Origin of the sequence: Pseudoalteromonas sp. UCD-33C (genome assembly GCF_001306895.1) — a bacterium.
Taxonomy (GTDB): domain Bacteria; phylum Pseudomonadota; class Gammaproteobacteria; order Enterobacterales; family Alteromonadaceae; genus Pseudoalteromonas.
Genome location: NZ_LJTB01000002.1, coordinates 948,399 through 967,170, shown reverse-complemented (window position 1 = coordinate 967,170; position 18,772 = coordinate 948,399). Strand labels below are relative to the sequence as shown.

General features: G+C 40.5%; 13 protein-coding genes. 9 read left to right on the top strand and 4 right to left on the bottom strand.

Annotated features, from left to right (window positions below):
- Nucleotides 1-8: 8 nt before the first annotated feature.
- From AOG26_RS07640 to AOG26_RS07630, 3 genes are all read left to right on the top strand, one after another.
- The gene (locus AOG26_RS07640; protein WP_054561903.1) at nt 9-3,134 is read left to right on the top strand and encodes a PilC/PilY family type IV pilus protein; all 3,126 of its coding nucleotides are present in this window, start codon (nt 9-11) and stop codon (nt 3,132-3,134) included.
- A 514-nt stretch (nt 3,135-3,648) separates the two neighbouring features.
- On the top strand, nt 3,649-6,855 hold the full coding sequence (locus AOG26_RS07635) for a PilC/PilY family type IV pilus protein (RefSeq protein ID WP_054561902.1): 3,207 nt from the start codon (nt 3,649-3,651) through the stop codon (nt 6,853-6,855).
- A 153-nt stretch (nt 6,856-7,008) separates the two neighbouring features.
- Nucleotides 7,009-7,434 (top strand): type IV pilin protein, encoded by a 426-nt coding sequence (locus tag AOG26_RS07630; protein WP_054561901.1) that lies wholly within the window; start codon nt 7,009-7,011, stop codon nt 7,432-7,434.
- 6 nt (nt 7,435-7,440) lie between these two features.
- On the opposite strand, the gene AOG26_RS07625 is transcribed toward AOG26_RS07630, so the two are convergent.
- Both AOG26_RS07625 and AOG26_RS07620 read right to left on the bottom strand, forming a co-directional pair.
- Entirely contained in the window at nt 7,441-7,980 is a 540-nt protein-coding gene (locus AOG26_RS07625; protein WP_054561900.1) for a GspH/FimT family protein, read from the bottom strand.
- Nucleotides 7,981-8,052: 72 nt separating this feature from the next.
- Entirely contained in the window at nt 8,053-8,601 is a 549-nt protein-coding gene (locus AOG26_RS07620; RefSeq protein ID WP_054561899.1) for a GspH/FimT family pseudopilin, read from the bottom strand.
- Between the two features lie 138 nt (nt 8,602-8,739).
- On the opposite strand from AOG26_RS07620, the gene AOG26_RS07615 reads away from it, so the two are divergent.
- Nucleotides 8,740-9,078: a P-II family nitrogen regulator gene (locus AOG26_RS07615; protein ID WP_054551748.1), complete on the top strand. Its 339-nt coding sequence runs from the start codon at nt 8,740-8,742 to the stop codon at nt 9,076-9,078.
- A 68-nt stretch (nt 9,079-9,146) separates the two neighbouring features.
- Here AOG26_RS07615 and AOG26_RS07610 read toward each other — a convergent pair whose 3' ends face one another.
- The gene (locus tag AOG26_RS07610) at nt 9,147-9,905 is read right to left on the bottom strand and encodes an outer membrane protein assembly factor BamD (RefSeq protein ID WP_054561898.1); all 759 of its coding nucleotides are present in this window, start codon (nt 9,903-9,905) and stop codon (nt 9,147-9,149) included.
- A 129-nt stretch (nt 9,906-10,034) separates the two neighbouring features.
- Between AOG26_RS07610 and rluD the strand changes: the two genes are divergently transcribed.
- The 3 genes from rluD (at nt 10,035) to clpB (ending at nt 14,415) form a co-directional block, all read left to right on the top strand.
- Complete coding sequence (rluD, locus tag AOG26_RS07605; protein WP_054561897.1) at nt 10,035-11,012, top strand: 23S rRNA pseudouridine(1911/1915/1917) synthase RluD; 978 nt, start codon at nt 10,035-10,037, stop codon at nt 11,010-11,012.
- A 5-nt stretch (nt 11,013-11,017) separates the two neighbouring features.
- A complete protein-coding gene (gene pgeF, locus AOG26_RS07600) occupies nt 11,018-11,740 on the top strand; it encodes a peptidoglycan editing factor PgeF (RefSeq protein ID WP_054561896.1) in 723 nt (240 codons plus the stop codon).
- Between the two features lie 98 nt (nt 11,741-11,838).
- Entirely contained in the window at nt 11,839-14,415 is a 2,577-nt protein-coding gene (gene clpB, locus AOG26_RS07595) for an ATP-dependent chaperone ClpB (protein ID WP_054561895.1), read from the top strand.
- A gap of 59 nt (nt 14,416-14,474) precedes the next feature.
- Here the strand turns inward: clpB and AOG26_RS07590 are convergent, their stop codons facing one another.
- Entirely contained in the window at nt 14,475-16,022 is a 1,548-nt protein-coding gene (locus tag AOG26_RS07590) for a methyl-accepting chemotaxis protein (protein ID WP_054561894.1), read from the bottom strand.
- A gap of 392 nt (nt 16,023-16,414) precedes the next feature.
- Here AOG26_RS07590 and gshA point away from each other — a divergent pair, with 392 nt between their 5' ends.
- Both gshA and AOG26_RS07580 read left to right on the top strand, forming a co-directional pair.
- Nucleotides 16,415-17,989, top strand: a complete 1,575-nt coding sequence (gene gshA / locus AOG26_RS07585; RefSeq protein WP_054561893.1) for a glutamate--cysteine ligase — start codon at nt 16,415-16,417, stop codon at nt 17,987-17,989.
- A 136-nt stretch (nt 17,990-18,125) separates the two neighbouring features.
- Nucleotides 18,126-18,734 carry a transglycosylase SLT domain-containing protein gene (locus AOG26_RS07580; RefSeq protein WP_054551741.1) on the top strand — a complete coding sequence of 203 codons (609 nt, stop codon included), beginning with the start codon at nt 18,126-18,128 and terminating at the stop codon, nt 18,732-18,734.
- The last annotated feature ends 38 nt before the right edge of the window (nt 18,735-18,772 follow it).

Here is an 18,772-nt window from a genome sequence, read left to right as displayed (position 1 = left end):
AGGTCGCTATGAAAAGTCTAAATTTATTACTTTGTCTTTCAGTCGCTTGCTCTCTATTTTTGGATAGCAAAAGCTATGCCGATGATATAGAGCTGTATGTTAATTACGATAAAGACCTTACAGAAAAAGGTCGTGTAATATTTATTTTAGATACATCTGGAAGCATGATGCAATCTGCTAATACAGGAGACAAATGTTTTCACCCGACCGATCGTTATTGGTTTCCATGTCCTGACAGCCGGATGAAGGTAGCAAAAGATACAATCATAAAAACAATAAATAATAACCCAGACCTTGATTACGGGTTTGTGAGGTTTGCGCATAATCAAGGCGGGTATTTTAGAGCCAAAGTTGGCACAGAGCATAAAAAGTTAAAATCAATTATAAGCGATACGTTTGCTGGTGGTTCCACGCCTATTACTGAAACATTGTGGGAAACATACATGTACCTAACTGGGCAAAATGTTGATTTTGCAAGCGTTATAGATCCTTCGTTGCGCGATACTTCGGCAGAAATTGGTAAAAAATATCTTTCTCCTTTTGACTCTAGACTCACAAAAGATGAACGTTGTGATAACAGTGTGAATGTTTTAATTATTACCGATGGTTCCCCTTACTTTGATGATGCTAGAAATAATGAAATAGATTTGTTGCACCGGCAATTTTTTGGAAAGCCCGCAACGCCTATCCTTGATGATTACAATGCAAACAGCTACTTAGCAGCCCTTGCTAAAGTTATGCATGGCACAGATGATGTGGACATAGACATATTTCCAAAAACGGCGAAGATTAAAGACAAGGTATTTATCAATACAATAGGTTTTGGTAATGGGCTTTTAGAAAGAGGTGAAGCATTACTAAAAAAGGCCGCGAATGAAGGGGGGGGAAGCTACTTCAAAGCAGAAAACCCAAAAGAATTAGCTGATTCTTTAGAGCAAACATTTAATGGTCTTAGGGCTGAAGTTGGAACTTTTACGTCCCCTTCGGTGGCTTCGAATAACGCTGATCAAACACGTAGTAGAGATTCATTATACTACACAATGTTTTACCCAAGTACCAGCGCACGCTGGCGCGGCAATCTGAAAAAATTAAAAGTATCGGGTGATACTATCGTTGATTTTAAAGGTAATCTAGCACTAGATGAAAATGGGCAAATAAACAAAGATGCTCACACCTTTTGGCCAGACGGTAGTAGTGAAGCTGACGGCAATGCTGTTGAATATGGAGGAGTCAATTCATATTTATCTCAACAATCAAGCATACCGAATAAAGACAGGAAGGTTTTGACAAATGTCTCTGGTGGTCGAATGCTTCCATTCACTGACTATAGGGTCATTATCCATTACGGAAATCGTTTTAAAGCTGCAGAGGATTTTGAGTCTGATCCAGATGAAGTGTTTGATCTTATTGACTGGTCTAGAGGCCGCGATGTGGATGATGAAAATAGTGATGGTTCAACCGATGATACCCGTCCAAATATCTTTGGAGATCCGCTTCACTCAAAGCCAACAACAATCGATTATGGCAACGATGACGTACGTATTTTGATTGGGACCAATGCAGGCTATTTGCATATGTTTCAGGATAAAAATGATGTACTCAAGGAAAGCTGGGCCTTTATACCCCGAAGCTTGTATAAAATTATTAAACCTCTTCGAGATAATAAAGAAGGGGTTAAAGTTTACGGTATAGATGGGTCTATGTCGGTTTTCTTTGATGATGGAAATAATGATGGTGTTGTAAATGGCGCTGACAGAGTTTGGGTGTTTTTTGGTCTAAGACGAGGTGGAACTGAGTATTATGGCTTGGATATTACAAAGCCAAATTCACCTAAATTGATGTGGAAAGGGCCAATAGTTGGTGGGCAGGGAGACTTTAAAGAGTTAGCACAAACTTGGTCTAAGCCTTCAGTAACGTATATTGACATAAAAGGTTATAGAGATCGCCCACTGTTAGTTTTTGGTGCAGGTTATGACCAAAATAAAGATAACTCGAATCGTAGTAACGATACTAAAGGGCGGGGCATTTATATCGTTGATGCTGAAACGGGTAATAAAGTGTGGGCTTTAACGCCATCAGAAAATGGATTCAAGGGTAAACACAGTATTGCCTCAGATATCAGTCTGTTAGATTCAGATTATGATGGCTTTATTGACAGGTTATACGCTACTGACACTGGAGGAGATGTTTGGCGTGTTGACTTGCCATCTGACAACCCGAAGGATGCAAAGCAACCTTGGACCCACTTTAAATTTGCGAGCCTAGGTGGTGAGGGTAAGAGCCAAGATAGACGTTTCTTTTATAACTCAACTATTGCAAGAAGTGTGTTTAGCAAAGTCTCAAAAACAAAGATTAATGGTAAAGTAATTACGGCACGTGTAGATACTCCTTTTGATGCAGTGTTAATTGGTAGTGGTAACCGAGCAAAACCGACATCTTTAGAAACTAACGATCAATTATTTATGATTCGAGATGAAAACACTGTTACACAGTCTTTCATCGGTAATGCACCTGATCATATTACACAAGCTGATTTAATGAATGTTAATTCAGACCCTTTCGGGAAAGTACTTGATAAGGTTGATGAATTTGTCAAACTTGAGGTTGAGTTAGCCCAGTTTAAAGGCTGGTATTACAACCTTCAGTCTGCAGGTGAAAAGTCTCTGGCAGCTAGTACTGTGATTGGTGGGGTTGCTTATTTTACAAGTTATACTCCTCCTTCATTAGAAGATAAGGTAAATGAATGTGAGGTTGTAAGTGGTGTCGGAAGCCTATACGCATTTCACCTTCATTACGGTACAAAAATATATGATAACTTGAAGTTTAAGACAGGCACAGATGTACCAGACACCCCAAAACTCTTTTTTGGCGAAACTGACAGCTGTAAAGATACAAACGGCAATGGTTATTGTGATGACTACGAAGGTGAAATTGAGCAAATAAAGATAAGCCAATTTATGACTGTTGGACCCAAAATCGTAGGTGAAGAAAGCCCATTTAAAGTCAAAGGGGTAAATGGACCCGGTTTAACTATTGAAAATGGAGAGATAAAATTAGTGAGTGATGAACCTCTTGGTTTTAAAGTTCAACAAACTTACATATATAAAAAAGAAAAGAACGACAGAAGTCACTAGATTAAATAACATCCTTTTTTGAACACTGGTTTTATGAGTTTTTGAGTATTTATTTTCTCAGTCACCCGTTTTATAAGCTTAACTTGGGTGAACTCATTGTCAGTGTTTTTTCTATATTAAGTTAATATTTTCATTCTCTATTAAGTTGCTGTTTATTTTATACTTTTATTTTTATTTCCACTGTTTTACCAACCCATTCAGGATTATTTTTCCGGTCGTTTTTTCTTATTTCTATTTTATGCTCTAATTATTTTTTTTATTATTAATTTAGATAAGAAAAGTGTGGAATAGTAGTAGCTTTTTATTATAATAATTATAGTGTGTTTGAATTTTATAAAATGCTTTTTAGCCTTTYTTATGGTTCTGTATAAGTATTGCAGCAACTCAAACATAAGGGTGTTGTAATTTATCGCACTGTTAAGGTTTTCAACTGCTGCAGAAAATCACAAAGCAGAAGTTCGGCAATAACAAAGCTAATCGCTAAATTAATAGCATTAAGGTGACGGGAGAAGTAATGAAAATTAGTAAAACAGTAAACAGGATACTTCTTTGTGCCTTTGCTGCGGTTAGCTTTTCTAGTTCAGCAGAAGATATAGAGCTTTATGTAAATCATAATGTTGATCTCGATGAGAAACCTCGCGTATTAATTGTATTCGATACTTCTGGAAGTATGGCTTTTTCGACTAGTTCCGGTAACAGTTGTGGCTACTCAGGTGGTTATATTTTATGTAGAGATAGCCGTTTAGGCGTTGCACAAGATGCAATCACTAAACTGGTTGATGGTAACGATGACATTGATTTTGGCTTAATGCGTTTTAACAGCACCAATGGTGGCTATGTACTTGCAGGCATTGGTTCAGATATATCAGCCTTAAAGTCCACAATTGCAGGGCTTCCAGCCGATGGCGGGACACCACTGACCGAAACGCTTTGGGAAGCCTATCTTTACATTACTGGGCAAAGCCTTTTCTACGGCGAAAAAGTTAATGCCGCACTACGTGATACCACAATAGAAAGAGGAACGCCTTATACGACATCAGTTAAGGTGTGCTCAGGTAAGGGGCGGAGAAGAGTTTGTTGGTACGAGCCTCGCATTGAATATACCTATTCATACATTTCACCGTTTGATAATACTGAAGAAGTAAAACGCTGTGATAACTCAGTTAACATTATCTATATGACAGACGGTGACCCATCAGCTGGCTCTGATAATGAACAAGACTCTAATATTAGTGCTTTACACAAATCGTATTTTGGTAGTTATTTAAGTGATAGCGATAAAATTGCCGGGGTGTACTTACACAAGCTTGCAAAAATCATTCACGGTACTGATGATGTAGAGGTAGATTTAAGGCCAACGACGACAGACATCCATGAAACAGGTCGTGTCTATACCATAGGTTTTGGTTCTGGTATGAGTGATAATGGTAAACGTTTACTTTCTGAAACGGCAGCTGAAGGTGGCGGTAAGTACCTACATGCCAATACTGCAGAGCAACTTTCTGAAGCCCTTAAAAATACGATTACTCAAATTCGAGAAGTGAACGATACGTTCACGGCGCCATCTATAGCAAGTAATAATGTTGACCAAACACGCAGCCGCGAATCAATTTATTATGCGATGTTTTATCCTAAAACAGGGGCTCGTTGGCGCGGAAATCTGAAAAAGCTAAAAGTATCTGGCGATCAAATTATCGATAGAGATGGTAAGCCTGCTTTAAATGAAGATGGTTTAATCGATAAAGATGCGAAAACCTTTTGGTTACCGAGCGGTGAAAGCGCTGATGGTAATTCAGTTGAGTTAGGTGGTGTAAATCTGTATTTGTCTAACTCTTCTAGCGTGCCGAATGAGGGGCGTAAAGTGCTAACAAATGTCAACGGTCGCATGCTTAACTTTACCCGTTATCGAGTTGTATTCCATTACGGGACTATAGACAAGGCTGCCGTTGATTTTGAAGCTGATGCGGATGAAGTTGAAGATCTTATTAATTGGTCAAGAGGTCTTGATGTTTATGATGAAGACGAAGATGGATCGACAACGGATTCACGTAAAGACATATTTGGTGATCCGCTGCATTCAAAACCTGTAACAATTGATTATGGTAATGATGATATCCGAGTTTTAATAGGCACTAATGCCGGTTACTTGCACATGTTCCAAGATAAAAATGATGTGCTAAGTGAAAGCTGGGCGTTTATCCCTAGAAGCTTGTATAAAATAATAAAGCCACTTCGTGATAACCAAGCAGATACCAAGGTTTATGGTGTTGACGGGCCAATCTCAGTATTCTTTGATGATAAAAATAGTGATGGAGTAGTAAATGGCTCTGACCGAGTTTGGGCATTCTTTGGCTTAAGACGCGGTGGAAATTACTACTACGGACTCGACATAACTAACCCAGACTCGCCAAGTTTACTGTGGGATCAACCAATTGTAGGTGGCACTGGTGACTTTAAAGAATTAGGGCAAACTTGGTCTAAACCTTCTGTTACTTATGTGAATCTCGATGGTTATAAAGATAGACCAGTGCTTATTTTTGGCGCGGGTTATGATACAAACAAAGACAATGTTATTCGTACAGACGATACTCATGGACGTGGTATTTTTATTGTTGACGCGCAAACGGGCAAAAAAGTGTGGGCATTAACGCCGAGTGAGAATGGCTTTTTAGGTAAGCATAGTATTGCGTCAGATATTAGTATCTTAGATTCTGACTATGATGGTTATATTGACAGGCTGTATGCAACTGATACAGGCGGTGATGTGTGGCGTGTTGATATGCCTTCTGACAGCCCCACAAATTCAGAAAACCCATGGACACATTTTAAATTAGCAAGTTTAGGTAGCGCACTTTCAACCCAAGATCGCCGCTTTTTCTATAAGCCTTTAATTGCACGAACTATGTTTAGCAAAGTATCAGAAACATCTGTTAATGGTGAAACAGTAACTACACGAATTGATACGCCATTTGATGCTGTGCTAATAGGTAGTGGTAACCGCTCTAAACCAACGGGCACTGTTACCAATGATCAACTATTCATGATCCGTGATATCAATACGGTAACTCAGCCATTCCTTGGTAGTGATGTACCCGTAGCAATTACACAAGCAGACTTGATGAATATGGATTCTGATCCATTTGGAAATGCACTGGACGACGTGGATAAATTTACTGACTTAGAAATTGAGTTAGGTGAGTATAACGGTTGGTATTACAATTTAGCTTCTGCAGGTGAAAAATCCCTTGCAGCAAGTACAGTTATCGGTGGTGTCGCTTATTTCACAACCTATACACCAGCTTCATCTACAGAAGCAGCGAATCAGTGTTCACTAACTGGTGGTTCAGGAAGTTTATACGCTTTCCACTTACATTACGGTACAAAAGTTTATGATAGCTTGAAATTTACTACTTCGAATGACGTGCCAGATACTCCTCAACTTTATTTTGGTGTAGGTGACAGTTGTGTGGATGGTAATAGCGATGGTTACTGTGATGACAACACAGATGAAAAGGTTAAAGAGCAAAGCCAGTTTTTAACCATTGGTCCAGGTATCAAAGGTGAGCAAAATCCACTGAAAGTACAGGAGATCCAAGGTCCAGGTTTAGTTATCGAAGATGGTAAAATTAAACTTGTAAGTGATGCAGTGCCTATTGGCTTTGGCTTTAAAACACAACAAACTTTCATTTATAAGCAAGAGCGAAACGATAATAGCCAATAAAGCACTAAGTGACTGCTCTGCCTTACATGTTAAGGCAGAGCATGTGGTCGCTATTTGAATACTCGCCTTAATTGCATAATTATTGTTAGCCATCTAAGATAAGAAGAAATAGAGGTAATTCCTCTAAAAAACAATTATATAGGTTTTTAAAATATGAACTTTATAAGAACAAAGAGTCATAATGGTTTTACGCTAATCGAGCTGATGATTACTGTAGCTATCTTGGGGATCATCGCTAGCATTGCTATTCCTAGTTATTTTGAGCACGTAAAACGTACCGCTCGAACTGAGGCAATTACTTCGTTATTAGATGCAGCTAATAAACAAGAGCAATACTTTGTCGATAACCGTGAATATACAAGCACTATTGCTGATTTAGGTGTTTCTACGACAACAGAAAGTAACTTTTATACCATTAGTGTTAAGGTAGATAATGATGCAGGTACATTTACATTTAAGGCAACACCTAAATCTGGCCCACCATTACAAGATTCTGAATGTGCAACATTGTCTATTTCTGATACAGGTTTAAAAACGTCAACAGGTTCTGCTGACTCAAGTACCTGTTGGGGTAAATAAGCTTTATCAATTATCAGTTTGACATTTATCTGTATCAATTAATCTAACTCGGCCTATCGGGCTGACCCTAATTGCAAGCCCTTTGAGGCTTGCTTTTATGTATTCTGGGCAGTAGATAAAAGTGCCATTGCCTAATCCCATCGGCATACCCGCTGGGCTAAACGTAACTGCATGACGTGGGTATGTTAGCATGTCAAACTTACTTATTGCTTCGATTTCCATTAGTTTAGTATCACCACTTTCAAATATACCTAGTTCGCCTTTGTCTACAAAAACGGTTAACGATTTGTGCCATATAGCTTTGTTGCATCTGTTGTTTTTTAAGGCGCAGAAGGTGACATAGGCATCATTTGTTTGCGCTTTTAGGCGAGTAAACTGCAGTGCTCTTTTCACCGTTTGCATGTTGCTTTCTAAACGGTTTGTAGCCAGAAGTGGCTTAAATTCAAATAAGGCGATATGCAGCAGGAGTGATAAAATTGATAGCACTACGAGGCTTTCAATTAACGTTGCCCCATTGAGGCTGCGCAGAGTTGTAAGTGCCTTCATCCTTGAAGACTCCAAAATTGCGACTATTTATTTAACTGTAATAGGTGCTCGATGTTTGTCAATTAGATAGGACTAATCACATGTTTTTGTTGTTTTTCCTTCATACATTGCGGTGCCAGATTTTGAAATAGATAAGGCTTTATTGTTATCATTGCTACTCTTTGAAGGGCAATAAACAAATGTGCCTGGGTCAGTTCTAATCATACCGCTAGTTTCAAATCTTATAACTCTAGATTCAGAAAAACGAAGTGAGCTGTTGTCAGGTATCTCTTCCATAACGCGCAAAATGATATCGCCTCTACCAGGGTTAAAAGTACCATTTGGGCTCTTATCTACAAATACAAAAACACTTCCTTGGCTCCAGTCCCTTGAACAAAATACATATTTATTTTGTTCAATTGCTTTTGTATCACCTGCGCACACTATAACTAATTCGTCACTACTCGTCGCCTTTGCCCTCGCAAAACTTAAAGTACGTTTTAATTCTAATAAGTAGCTCTCAGCTCGGTCATTTTCAAGCATATCTGAGCTATCCCATAGTGCTATCAGTGCAACGATACCCACAATAGCAAGCGTGACCATCAGCTCTAATAATGTAAAACCCCGTTGTAATGATTTCATTGTTGTCTCTATTTTGAATCACTTTGTTTAATAATATCATGATCGCTGATTTAATCACCGTAATTCATAGCTTTGTTTGCCATCAGCAATGGGATTGTCTAAAATCGAGGCAATCGAGAAATAATAAGTAACCCGAAAATGAAAAAAATCGAAGCAATTATTAAACCATTTAAGCTTGATGATGTACGCGAAGCATTATCAGATGTGGGCATCACAGGTATGACGGTAAGTGAAGTAAAAGGCTTTGGCCGTCAAAAAGGACATACCGAGCTTTATCGCGGTGCTGAGTACATGGTGGACTTTTTACCTAAGGTAAAACTAGATATCGTATTAAGCGACGAAGATGTTGACCGTGCTATCGATGTTATCGTTAAAACATCGCAAACTGGTAAAATTGGTGACGGTAAAATCTTTGTCACTGACGTTGAGCGTGTAGTACGTATTCGTACCGCTGAAGAAGATGAAGATGCGATTTAATACAAATTTAAATTAACCGCAAACATTAAAAAAGGCGCCTAAGGCGCCTTTTTTGCTTTTAGTCTATTTTAACGCTTGTTAGCTTCTCGCGTCGCTTTAGCGTGTTCGCTCAACTCAGGTAAACCCAGCTTGTTGTAGCTTTTTTCCATGATCTCTAGTGCTTGATCAAGGTAGCTGCTTTGTGAGTAGTGCTCAACCACATATTTACCACGGTTTGCTGCAGCAAGGTATGCCTCACGCTCATAGTAGTATTCAGCAACTTTTAACTCGTAGCGTGCCATTTTATTCAGTAGCCATACTAAACGTTTTTTCGCTTCTGGTGCGTAGGCACTGTTAGGAAAACGCTTTAAAAGTGTTGATAAATCAGTAAATGCGACACGAGTACGATTTGCGTCTCTGTCGGCACGGTCTACACCAAAATATTCTTGGAATGCGTTTTCATCCGCTTTGATGTTTACCAAGCCACGCATGTAATACATGTAGTCTAAATCTTTGTGGTTTGGGTTTAAACGAATGAAACGGTCGATAGTTGCTAGTGCTTGCTCAGTATTACCTGCTTGATAATGCGCAAATACTAAGTCCATTTGTACTTGTTTTGATAAAGGACCAAAAGGATAGCGAGAATCAATAGCACTTAATAGCTCAATTGCACGAGCATACAAACCAGAATCTAATGTTTGTTTTGCATCTTCATATAAAGCTTGCGCAGATTTATTAGGAACGCGTTGGATATCTTCTTGGTCTGGTGCTGATGAACAGGCACCTAAGCCAAGTACAGATACTGAAAAAACTATGGCGAACGCACGTTTCCCTATTTTATTTATCATTTTATTTCTTACCTTCGATGTCTTCGGCTAGGCCAAGTGAGGAAAACCGAGTAAACTATACGTATTATATTAAAGCGATTCTAACCCAGTCGAGCACAGCTTGCACTGGTAAATTGGGTAAAGTTACTAATGTCAGAGCAAATTTCTCTCCAAGCCGAGGTTCCAATTGACCTTGGCGGTAAACGTCTAGACCAAGTATTAGCGCAATTGTTCCCTGATTATTCTCGTTCACGCATAAAAACGTGGATTTTGGATGATAAAATCACAGTAAACGGCGAAATATTAAACACACCGCGCGAAAAACTACTCGGTGGCGAAACGGTGAGTGTTGAAACAACCATCGAAGCCCCTCGTGAATACGAGGCACAAAATATCAAATTAAACATCGTTTATGAAGACGATGATATTTTGGTGATCAATAAACCTATGGGGTTAGTAGTACATCCAGGGGCGGGTAACCCAGATGGCACGGTATTAAATGCTTTGCTACATCATTACCCTGACATCATTAATGTGCCTCGTGCAGGTATTGTGCATCGTCTAGATAAAGACACCACCGGTTTAATGGTGGTGGCGAAAACAATTCCGGCACAAACACATCTAGTATCTGCATTACAAAAGCGTGAAAACTTCACCCGTGAATACGAAGCAATTTGTAATGGCACAATGACAGCAGGTGGCATGGTTGAAAAACCAATTGGTCGCCATGCAACAAAACGTACTCATATGGCCGTGCACGAAATGGGCAAACCAGCAGTTACGCATTATCGTGTTGCAGAAAAGTTCCGTGCACATACACGCTTACGTTTACGCCTAGAAACAGGCCGTACTCACCAAATTCGTGTACATATGGCTTATTTAAACCATCCACTAGTTGGCGACCAACTGTATGGTGGTCGTCCGCGTCCGCCAAAAGGCGCGACACCAGAGCTGTTTCAAATGCTACGCGACTTTAAACGCCAAGCATTACATGCTGTTAAGCTATCAATTGCGCACCCAATCACTGGTGAGCTGATGACTTGGCAAGCGCCAATTCCAGATGATATGGAAGCTATGACAGAAGCTTTGCGCGCTGATACTAAAGCAAACCCAAATATCGAGTTTTAAGCGTTATGATCACACCAGCATGGACTGCACCAAACTCTGTTAGCGCGCTGAGTACCACCCGACAGGGTGGTGTTTCGGTTGCACCCTTTGATAGTTTTAATGTGGGTTTACATGTTGGTGATGATGAGCAAGCCGTGCTTGCAAATCGTGCCTTACTTGCAAATCAGCTGCCTAATCCTGCTGTGTGGTTAAACCAAACACATAGCAGCGATGTAGTCGTGATTGATGAAGAGTCTGACTTAAGCCAAGTACGCTCTGCTGATGCGCTCTACACCCGTTTAGTAAAGCAGCCGCTTGCTATAATGACAGCAGACTGTTTACCAGTATTGCTTTGCTCGAGTTCTGGGGATGAAGTCGCTGCTGTACATGGTGGCTGGCGTGGTTTAGCGCAAGGTATATTGGCAAACACGGTTTCGCATTTTCAAGCGCCAGCAAGCGATATTATTGCTTGGTTAGGCCCAGCTATTGGTCCTTTACAATTTGAAGTCGGGCAAGAAGTAAGAGAGTGTTTTTGCTCACAAAACCCAGAGCATCAACAAGCTTTTACAGCCAAACATGAAAAATACATGGCTGATATCTATTTATTAGCACGTCAGCAATTAGCACAATTAGGTGTGGTCAAAATGTATGGTGGTGAGCACTGTACTGTTACTGAAGAATCACAGTTTTTCTCTTATCGCCGTGACGGACAAACAGGCCGTATGGCGAGCTTGATCTGGCGCAATTAATACGCCTTTTTTGCGATTAAATTTTCTTCTTTTACTTGAACAAATCACTAAGCATACCCATTAATTAAGCAATTAGATTTTTTAATAGGTAAACCCTTATGCGTTTAGATAGATTTACAAGTAAATTTCAATCTGCGCTTTCAGATGCGCAGTCATTAGCACTTGGGCGCGATCATCAATTTATTGAGCCTGTGCATTTAATGTATTCATTGCTTCAGCAAAATGGTTCAAGTGTGCGTGCGTTACTTGCACAAGCAGGTGTGAGTGCTGATGAGTTAAACACCAAGTTATCCCAAGAAATCGAGAAACTGTTTAAAGTTGAAGGTATTGGTGGCGATGTTCAGCTGTCAAATAACCTGATTTCATTAATTAACTTATGCGATAAATATGCTCAAAAACGAAAAGATAAATTCATTTCGAGTGAGTTGTTTGTTCTTGCCGCGTGTGATGATAAAGGTCCATTAGGTGACATTTTTAAAGCGCTGAATATTACTTCTAGCAAGATCGAATCTGCAATTGAAGCCATTCGTGGTGGCCAAAAAGTAGAAGACCCAAATGCTGAAGAAACTCGTCAGGCATTAAAAAAATTCACCATCGATTTAACTGAGCGAGCAGAGCAAGGTAAGCTTGATCCTGTTATTGGTCGTGATGACGAAATTCGTCGTACTATCCAAGTTTTACAGCGCCGAACTAAAAATAATCCGGTGTTAATTGGTGAGCCAGGTGTAGGTAAAACAGCGATCGCTGAGGGCCTTGCACAACGTATTATCAATGGTGAAGTACCTGAAGGCCTAAAAAACAAGCGAGTGTTATCGCTCGACTTAGGTGCTTTGGTTGCTGGCGCTAAATACCGTGGTGAGTTTGAAGAACGTTTAAAATCAGTATTGAATGAACTTGCCAAAGAAGAAGGCCAAGTCATCCTCTTTATTGATGAAATTCATACCATGGTAGGCGCAGGTAAAACAGACGGTGCAATGGATGCGGGTAATATGTTGAAGCCTGCACTTGCCCGTGGTGAGTTACATTGCGTGGGTGCCACAACCCTTGATGAGTATCGTCAATACATCGAAAAAGATGCGGCACTTGAGCGTCGTTTCCAAAAGGTATTTGTTGATGAACCATCGGTTGAAGACACCATTGCGATTTTACGTGGTTTAAAAGAGCGTTATGAGCTGCATCACTCAGTTGATATTACCGATCCGGCCATTGTTGCCGCGGCGCAGTTATCGCATCGTTATATCAGCGATCGGCAATTACCAGATAAGGCAATAGATTTAATTGACGAAGCAGGTTCTTCAATTCGTTTGCAAATTGACTCAAAACCAGAGTCTTTAGATAAGCTAGAACGTCGTATTATTCAGTTAAAACTGGAAGATAATGCACTGGCGAAAGAAAAAGACGAAGCAAGTCAAAAGCGCCGCACCGAAATGCAAGAGCTGATCACTGAACTTGAAGCGCAATACCGCGAACTAGATGAAGTGTGGAATGCTGAGAAGGCCTCACTGCAAGGCACGCAAGTAATCAAAGCAGAACTTGAGCAGGCACGCCTTGATTTAGACGTGGCGCGTCGTGCCAGCGATTTACAGCGTATGTCTGAACTTCAATATGGTCGTATCCCTGAACTTGAGCGCAAACTCGACCTTGCTTCACAAGCTGAAATGCAAGAAATGAGCTTGCTTAAAAACCAAGTAGGTGAAGACGAAATCGCTGAGATTTTATCGCGTTGGACAGGTATTCCGGTATCGAAAATGCTGCAAGGCGAACGTGAAAAGCTACTGCAAATGGAAGATCAATTACACCACAAAGTGATTGGTCAAGATGAAGCTGTTGTAGCTGTTGCAAATGCAATTCGTCGTTCTCGCGCAGGGCTTGCTGATCCAAATCGCCCAATCGGCTCATTCTTATTCTTAGGCCCAACAGGGGTGGGTAAAACTGAGCTGACCAAAGCACTAGCCAGCTTCATGTTTGACACTGAAGATGCCATGGTGCGCATTGATATGTCGGAGTTTATGGAGAAACATTCGGTGGCACGTTTAGTCGGTGCACCTCCGGGTTATGTTGGCTATGAAGAGGGTGGCTATTTAACTGAAGCGGTACGCCGTCGTCCGTATTCCGTCATTTTATTGGATGAAGTCGAAAAAGCGCACCCTGATGTATTTAACATCTTACTGCAAGTTCTTGATGATGGGCGATTAACGGATGGTCAGGGCCGTACCGTTGATTTTAAAAATACGGTGATTATCATGACCTCTAACTTGGGTTCAGATATTATCCAAGAGCAAGCAGGTTCAAATGATTATGCCGGGTTAAAAGAAAAAGTGATGGGCGTATTAGTTAGTCAGTTCCGCCCTGAGTTTATTAACCGAATCGACGAAACCGTGGTATTCCATCCACTTGCTAATGAGCACATTAAGGAAATTGCAGATATTCAGTTAAGTAAGCTACGTGAGCGATTAACTGAAAAAGGCTACATTCTTGAAGTTACGGATGCAGCTTTAGACCGCATCGCTGAAAGTGGTTTTGATCCTGTGTATGGGGCAAGGCCTTTAAAACGTGCTATTCAACATACCATTGAAAACCCATTAGCACAGCGCCTGCTCGGAGGGGATTACCAACCAGGTGCCATCATCCATATTGATGCTGATGAGAATGGACTTGTTTTCTCGAGTCGTTAATTAGCCCTAAAAACAAAAGCCGCATCAATTATGATGCGGCTTTTTTGTATCAGTTAAGTTTAAACTTTAAAGGTTAACAGCATATCGTTAACTTTGCGTGAGCCTTCAACAAGCCCCGCTGCATCTTTAGCCACGTTGTAGCTAAGCTTTAAGTTCTCTTCGCTGTGTCCTTTAATGCTTTCTACATTTTCGCGTATATCGGTGCTGACAACTTGTTGTTCCTCAGCAGCCGTCGAAATCTCCGTCGCAAGGCCTGATATTTCATCAATTTGTGCGAAGATGCTCGCAAGCTCAGTTTGAGTGTGAGCAGTCGTATCAACACAACTATCTGCTTGCGCTTTAGTTGATTGCATCACTTTAGACCAGCTAAATAACGTATCTTGGATCTCTTTAATTGAGCTATGAATTTGTGCCGTCGCATTTTGCGTGCGTGAAGAAAGTGCGCGTACTTCATCTGCTACAACCGCAAAACCACGGCCATGCTCACCTGCACGTGCTGCCTCAATTGCTGCATTCAGCGCTAATAAGTTTGTTTGTTCAGCAATGCCTTCAATCTCACTCATTACTTGGCCTATTTTGTCAGCTTCACTAGCAAGAGAGTTAGCGGTAGTGGCTGCTTGCTCTACCTGGTTAGCTAGATCAGTCACCATGCTGCTATTATCTTCAATATGCAGTTTGATATCGTTACAGCTTTGGTAAGTGGTTTTAACCTTATCAGCAGTGTGATGAGTATTTGCTGAAATTTCGCCAATAGTCGCACTCATTTGTGTCATTGCCGTAGCAATATCACTTAAACGCTGGCCTTGTGCAGCAATACCTTGCTCGGTTAGTGACGATTGTTTATCTAAGTTGGTAGCAATGTCTTTAAATGAGTAAGTAGAGTCTTTAACACGACCTAATACAGTTCTAAGCTTAGCGAACAGCATTTGCTGATTATAGGCAGCAATACTAAATGGGTGCGAGCCCGAATACACATAACGTGATACTGAATCAAACTCTGCACGTTGCTGCTTTAAATGTCTTGGCGTAACTACGAGTTCGTCATAATTTAAAGCAAAAAGTAGTGCTACAAGGACACATGCGGCTATAGCAATCATCCATGAGGCGGCCACAGCTAAACCAACAATGCCTGCAATTAATAAAATCGCAGACACTATTTGTCTAAGTGAAATATTCTCACGAAATGATGCGATTGATTTACCGTCATTAATTTTAGTGTAAAGGGCCATCGCACGGGTTTTTAATTGTTCAGATGGCTTGGTACGCACTGATTGATAGCCAACTAACTGGCCATGTTCATATATAGGTGTAACGAACGCATCAACCCAATAGTAGCGACCATCTTTACAGCGATTTTTTACCATGCCACGCCAAGAGTGGCCCTCTTTAAGTTTTTCCCACATCTCTTTAAATGCCGCTTTAGGCATATCAGGGTGGCGTACAATATTATGATTTTTTCCGAGAAGCTCTTCTTCGGTGTAACCTGCTATAGTACAAAATTCCTTATTTACGTATGTGATTACACCGCGTAAATCTGTGGTAGAGACAAGCTCTTGATTATCTGAGTATGTCACTTCTTGATTGACGATTTCTTGCCCACGACGCATATGAGTCCTCGAAATATACTTTTTTATGGTGTGCGGATTATAGTCTCAGAAAAATGTAAGGGAAGGGGGGACATAGTGTTAACTGTGAAACTTTTAATAATTTCATCTTCCCTTTGATCTAAAACAATATCTTGCCTGAATTATTATGTTTAGCCTCAGTCTTTTATATTAGTTAAAAGGTCTAATATCCTCAAGGAAAAAGCCTAAATTGTATTTTTAACCGTTTTAGCAACAATGAAGTGCCACCAAAGCAATTGTATATTGTGACTCACAATGGCAAGATTGAGCTTCAAGTGTATGGGTAAATAATGAAACTGATATTTCTGACTTGAGTAATTGTTTTTTGCCCCCATACACTTAGGATTACAGCCACGCGGCTCGAGGAAGCATTTTTGATAAAACATGATTTAAATAAAACGCTAGAAGCGTTAACGGCACAATTTCCTAACGCAATTAATGGGATTCAACGTGGTATCGAGCGAGAAGCATTAAGGATAAAACCAAGTGGTGTTATCTCACAGCAAGGTCATCCACAAGGCGTTGGTAGCGCTTTAACGAATGATCATGTCACCACTGATTTTTCAGAATCACTTTTAGAATTTATCACTCCGGTTAGTACATCTGCAGAGCAAACACTCGCGCAGCTAAAAGACTTGCAAAAGTTCACCTTATCGCAGATGGACGATGAGCTGTTATGGCCGATTAGTATGCCATGCTTTATTGAACATCAAGATGACATTGTACTCGCACAGTTTGGTGACTCAAACATTGGCCGCATGAAAACACTTTACCGTGAAGGCTTAAAGAACCGTTATGGCAGCATGATGCAGGCCATTGCCGGTGTGCATTTTAATATCTCTTTCCCAGAGAGCTTATGGCAAAGCCTGTATAGCTTAAACGGCAACCAAGGTACATTAGCTGAGTCTATTTCGAATGGCTATTTAGGGCTTATTCGTAACTTTAAGCGTGAGCTTTGGTTGATCAGCTTTTTATTTGGTGCATCACCAGCATTATGTAGTTCATTCTTACAAGGGCGCGCAACTGATTTACCATTCAAAAAGCTAGGTAAAGGTACTCTTTATTTAGAAGTAGGCACAGCGCTGCGTTTGGGTAACCTTGGTTACACTAACAGTGCACAATCGTCTTTACGTGTTATGTATAACTCACTCGAAGAATATGTAGCAGGCTTAAAAGAGGCGATTCATACACCATCAGATATTTATGGTCATATAGATGACTACACGAGTGCTGAGCCAAAGCAGTTAAATAAAAATATTCTGCAAATCGAAAACGAGTTTTACTCGCCAATTCGTCCTAAGCGCAATGCAGCATCGGGCGAAACACCAACCGATGCATTACTTCGCGGCGGTATAGAATACATCGAGGTACGTGCGCTTGATGTTAACCCGTTTAGTGAAACGGGTATTGATTTACAGCAAATTCGTTTCTTAGACGTATTCTTAACCTATTGTTTATTGAATGACTCGCCAGAAATGGATTGGCAAGAGCAAAAATTAAGCACTACTAACCTTGATGCGGTTGTCAATGAAGGTCGAGACCCAGAGCTAATGCTCAACAAGCAGGGGGAGATGGTGCGTCTAACTGATTGGGCCGAGACAATTTTTACTCAGCTATCTGAGGTTGCCCGTTACATGGATAATGCATATGGCGTGAGTTATTACAGCGAAACCATAGCTGAGCTTGCAACTTGGGTGAACAATCCAAGTAAAACTTTCTCTGGCAAATATGTTAGTGCGCTGGCAAAAGAGAACCAAGATAATGGTCATTTCGCTTTAGCACTTGCACAGCAGTACAAGCAAAGCCACCTTGATGCTGATTACCAATTTTATGATCAAGCATTTTTGGCAAAGCAAGCGACTGACTCTGTACTTAAAGAGCGTGAAGTTAAAGCAGCAGACAGTGTATCTTTCACTGCATTTTTAGATGACTATTTTGCTAAAGCTTAGTATTGTGAAGGCATAAAAAAACGCAGCCTAGGGAGGCTGCGTCAAAGATTCTTCAGGGATGAAACAATGCTATACTGCTGCATTCATAAGTTCAGACTGACCTGATGAGAAAAAGTTCAGCGAGATCCATAAAAAAATGAAAAAAAGTATAATTATTTTATCGCTGGCCGCATCTTTGGCTGGTTGTGCAACGGCTCCCCCTGAGCAACCTCATGATATATGTAAGATTTTTGAAGAAAAACCTGACTGGTATTACGATGCTCGTGATGCACAAGAAAAATGGGGTTCGCCAAAACATGTGCTAATGAGCATGATGTATCAAGAAAGCTCATTCCGCCATGATGCAGCGCCACCAATGGAATACTTCTTATGGGTAATTCCAATCGGACGTGCTAGCTCTGCATATGGCTACTCTCAAGCAAAAACCCCAACATGGTCAGATTACATTCGTGAAACAGGTAACAGCGGTGCAGACAGAGATGATTTTGATGATGCTATCGACTTTATGGCCTGGTTCGTTTACAAAACTCATAAAGTAAATGGTATATCGAAATGGGACGCCTACGCGCAGTACCTAAATTACCACGAAGGGTGGGGCGGCTATAAGCGAGGCACTTATAAAAGTAAAAAATGGCTAATGAGCGTTGCTAATAAAGTTAAACATCGAGCTAGCCGCTATGGCGCACAACTTAAAAAGTGTGAAGCCGATTTAGACAAAAACTGGTTTGAACGCTTGTTTAGTTAATGCATAAATAGAAAGCCCGCATCAATTAGCGGGCTTTT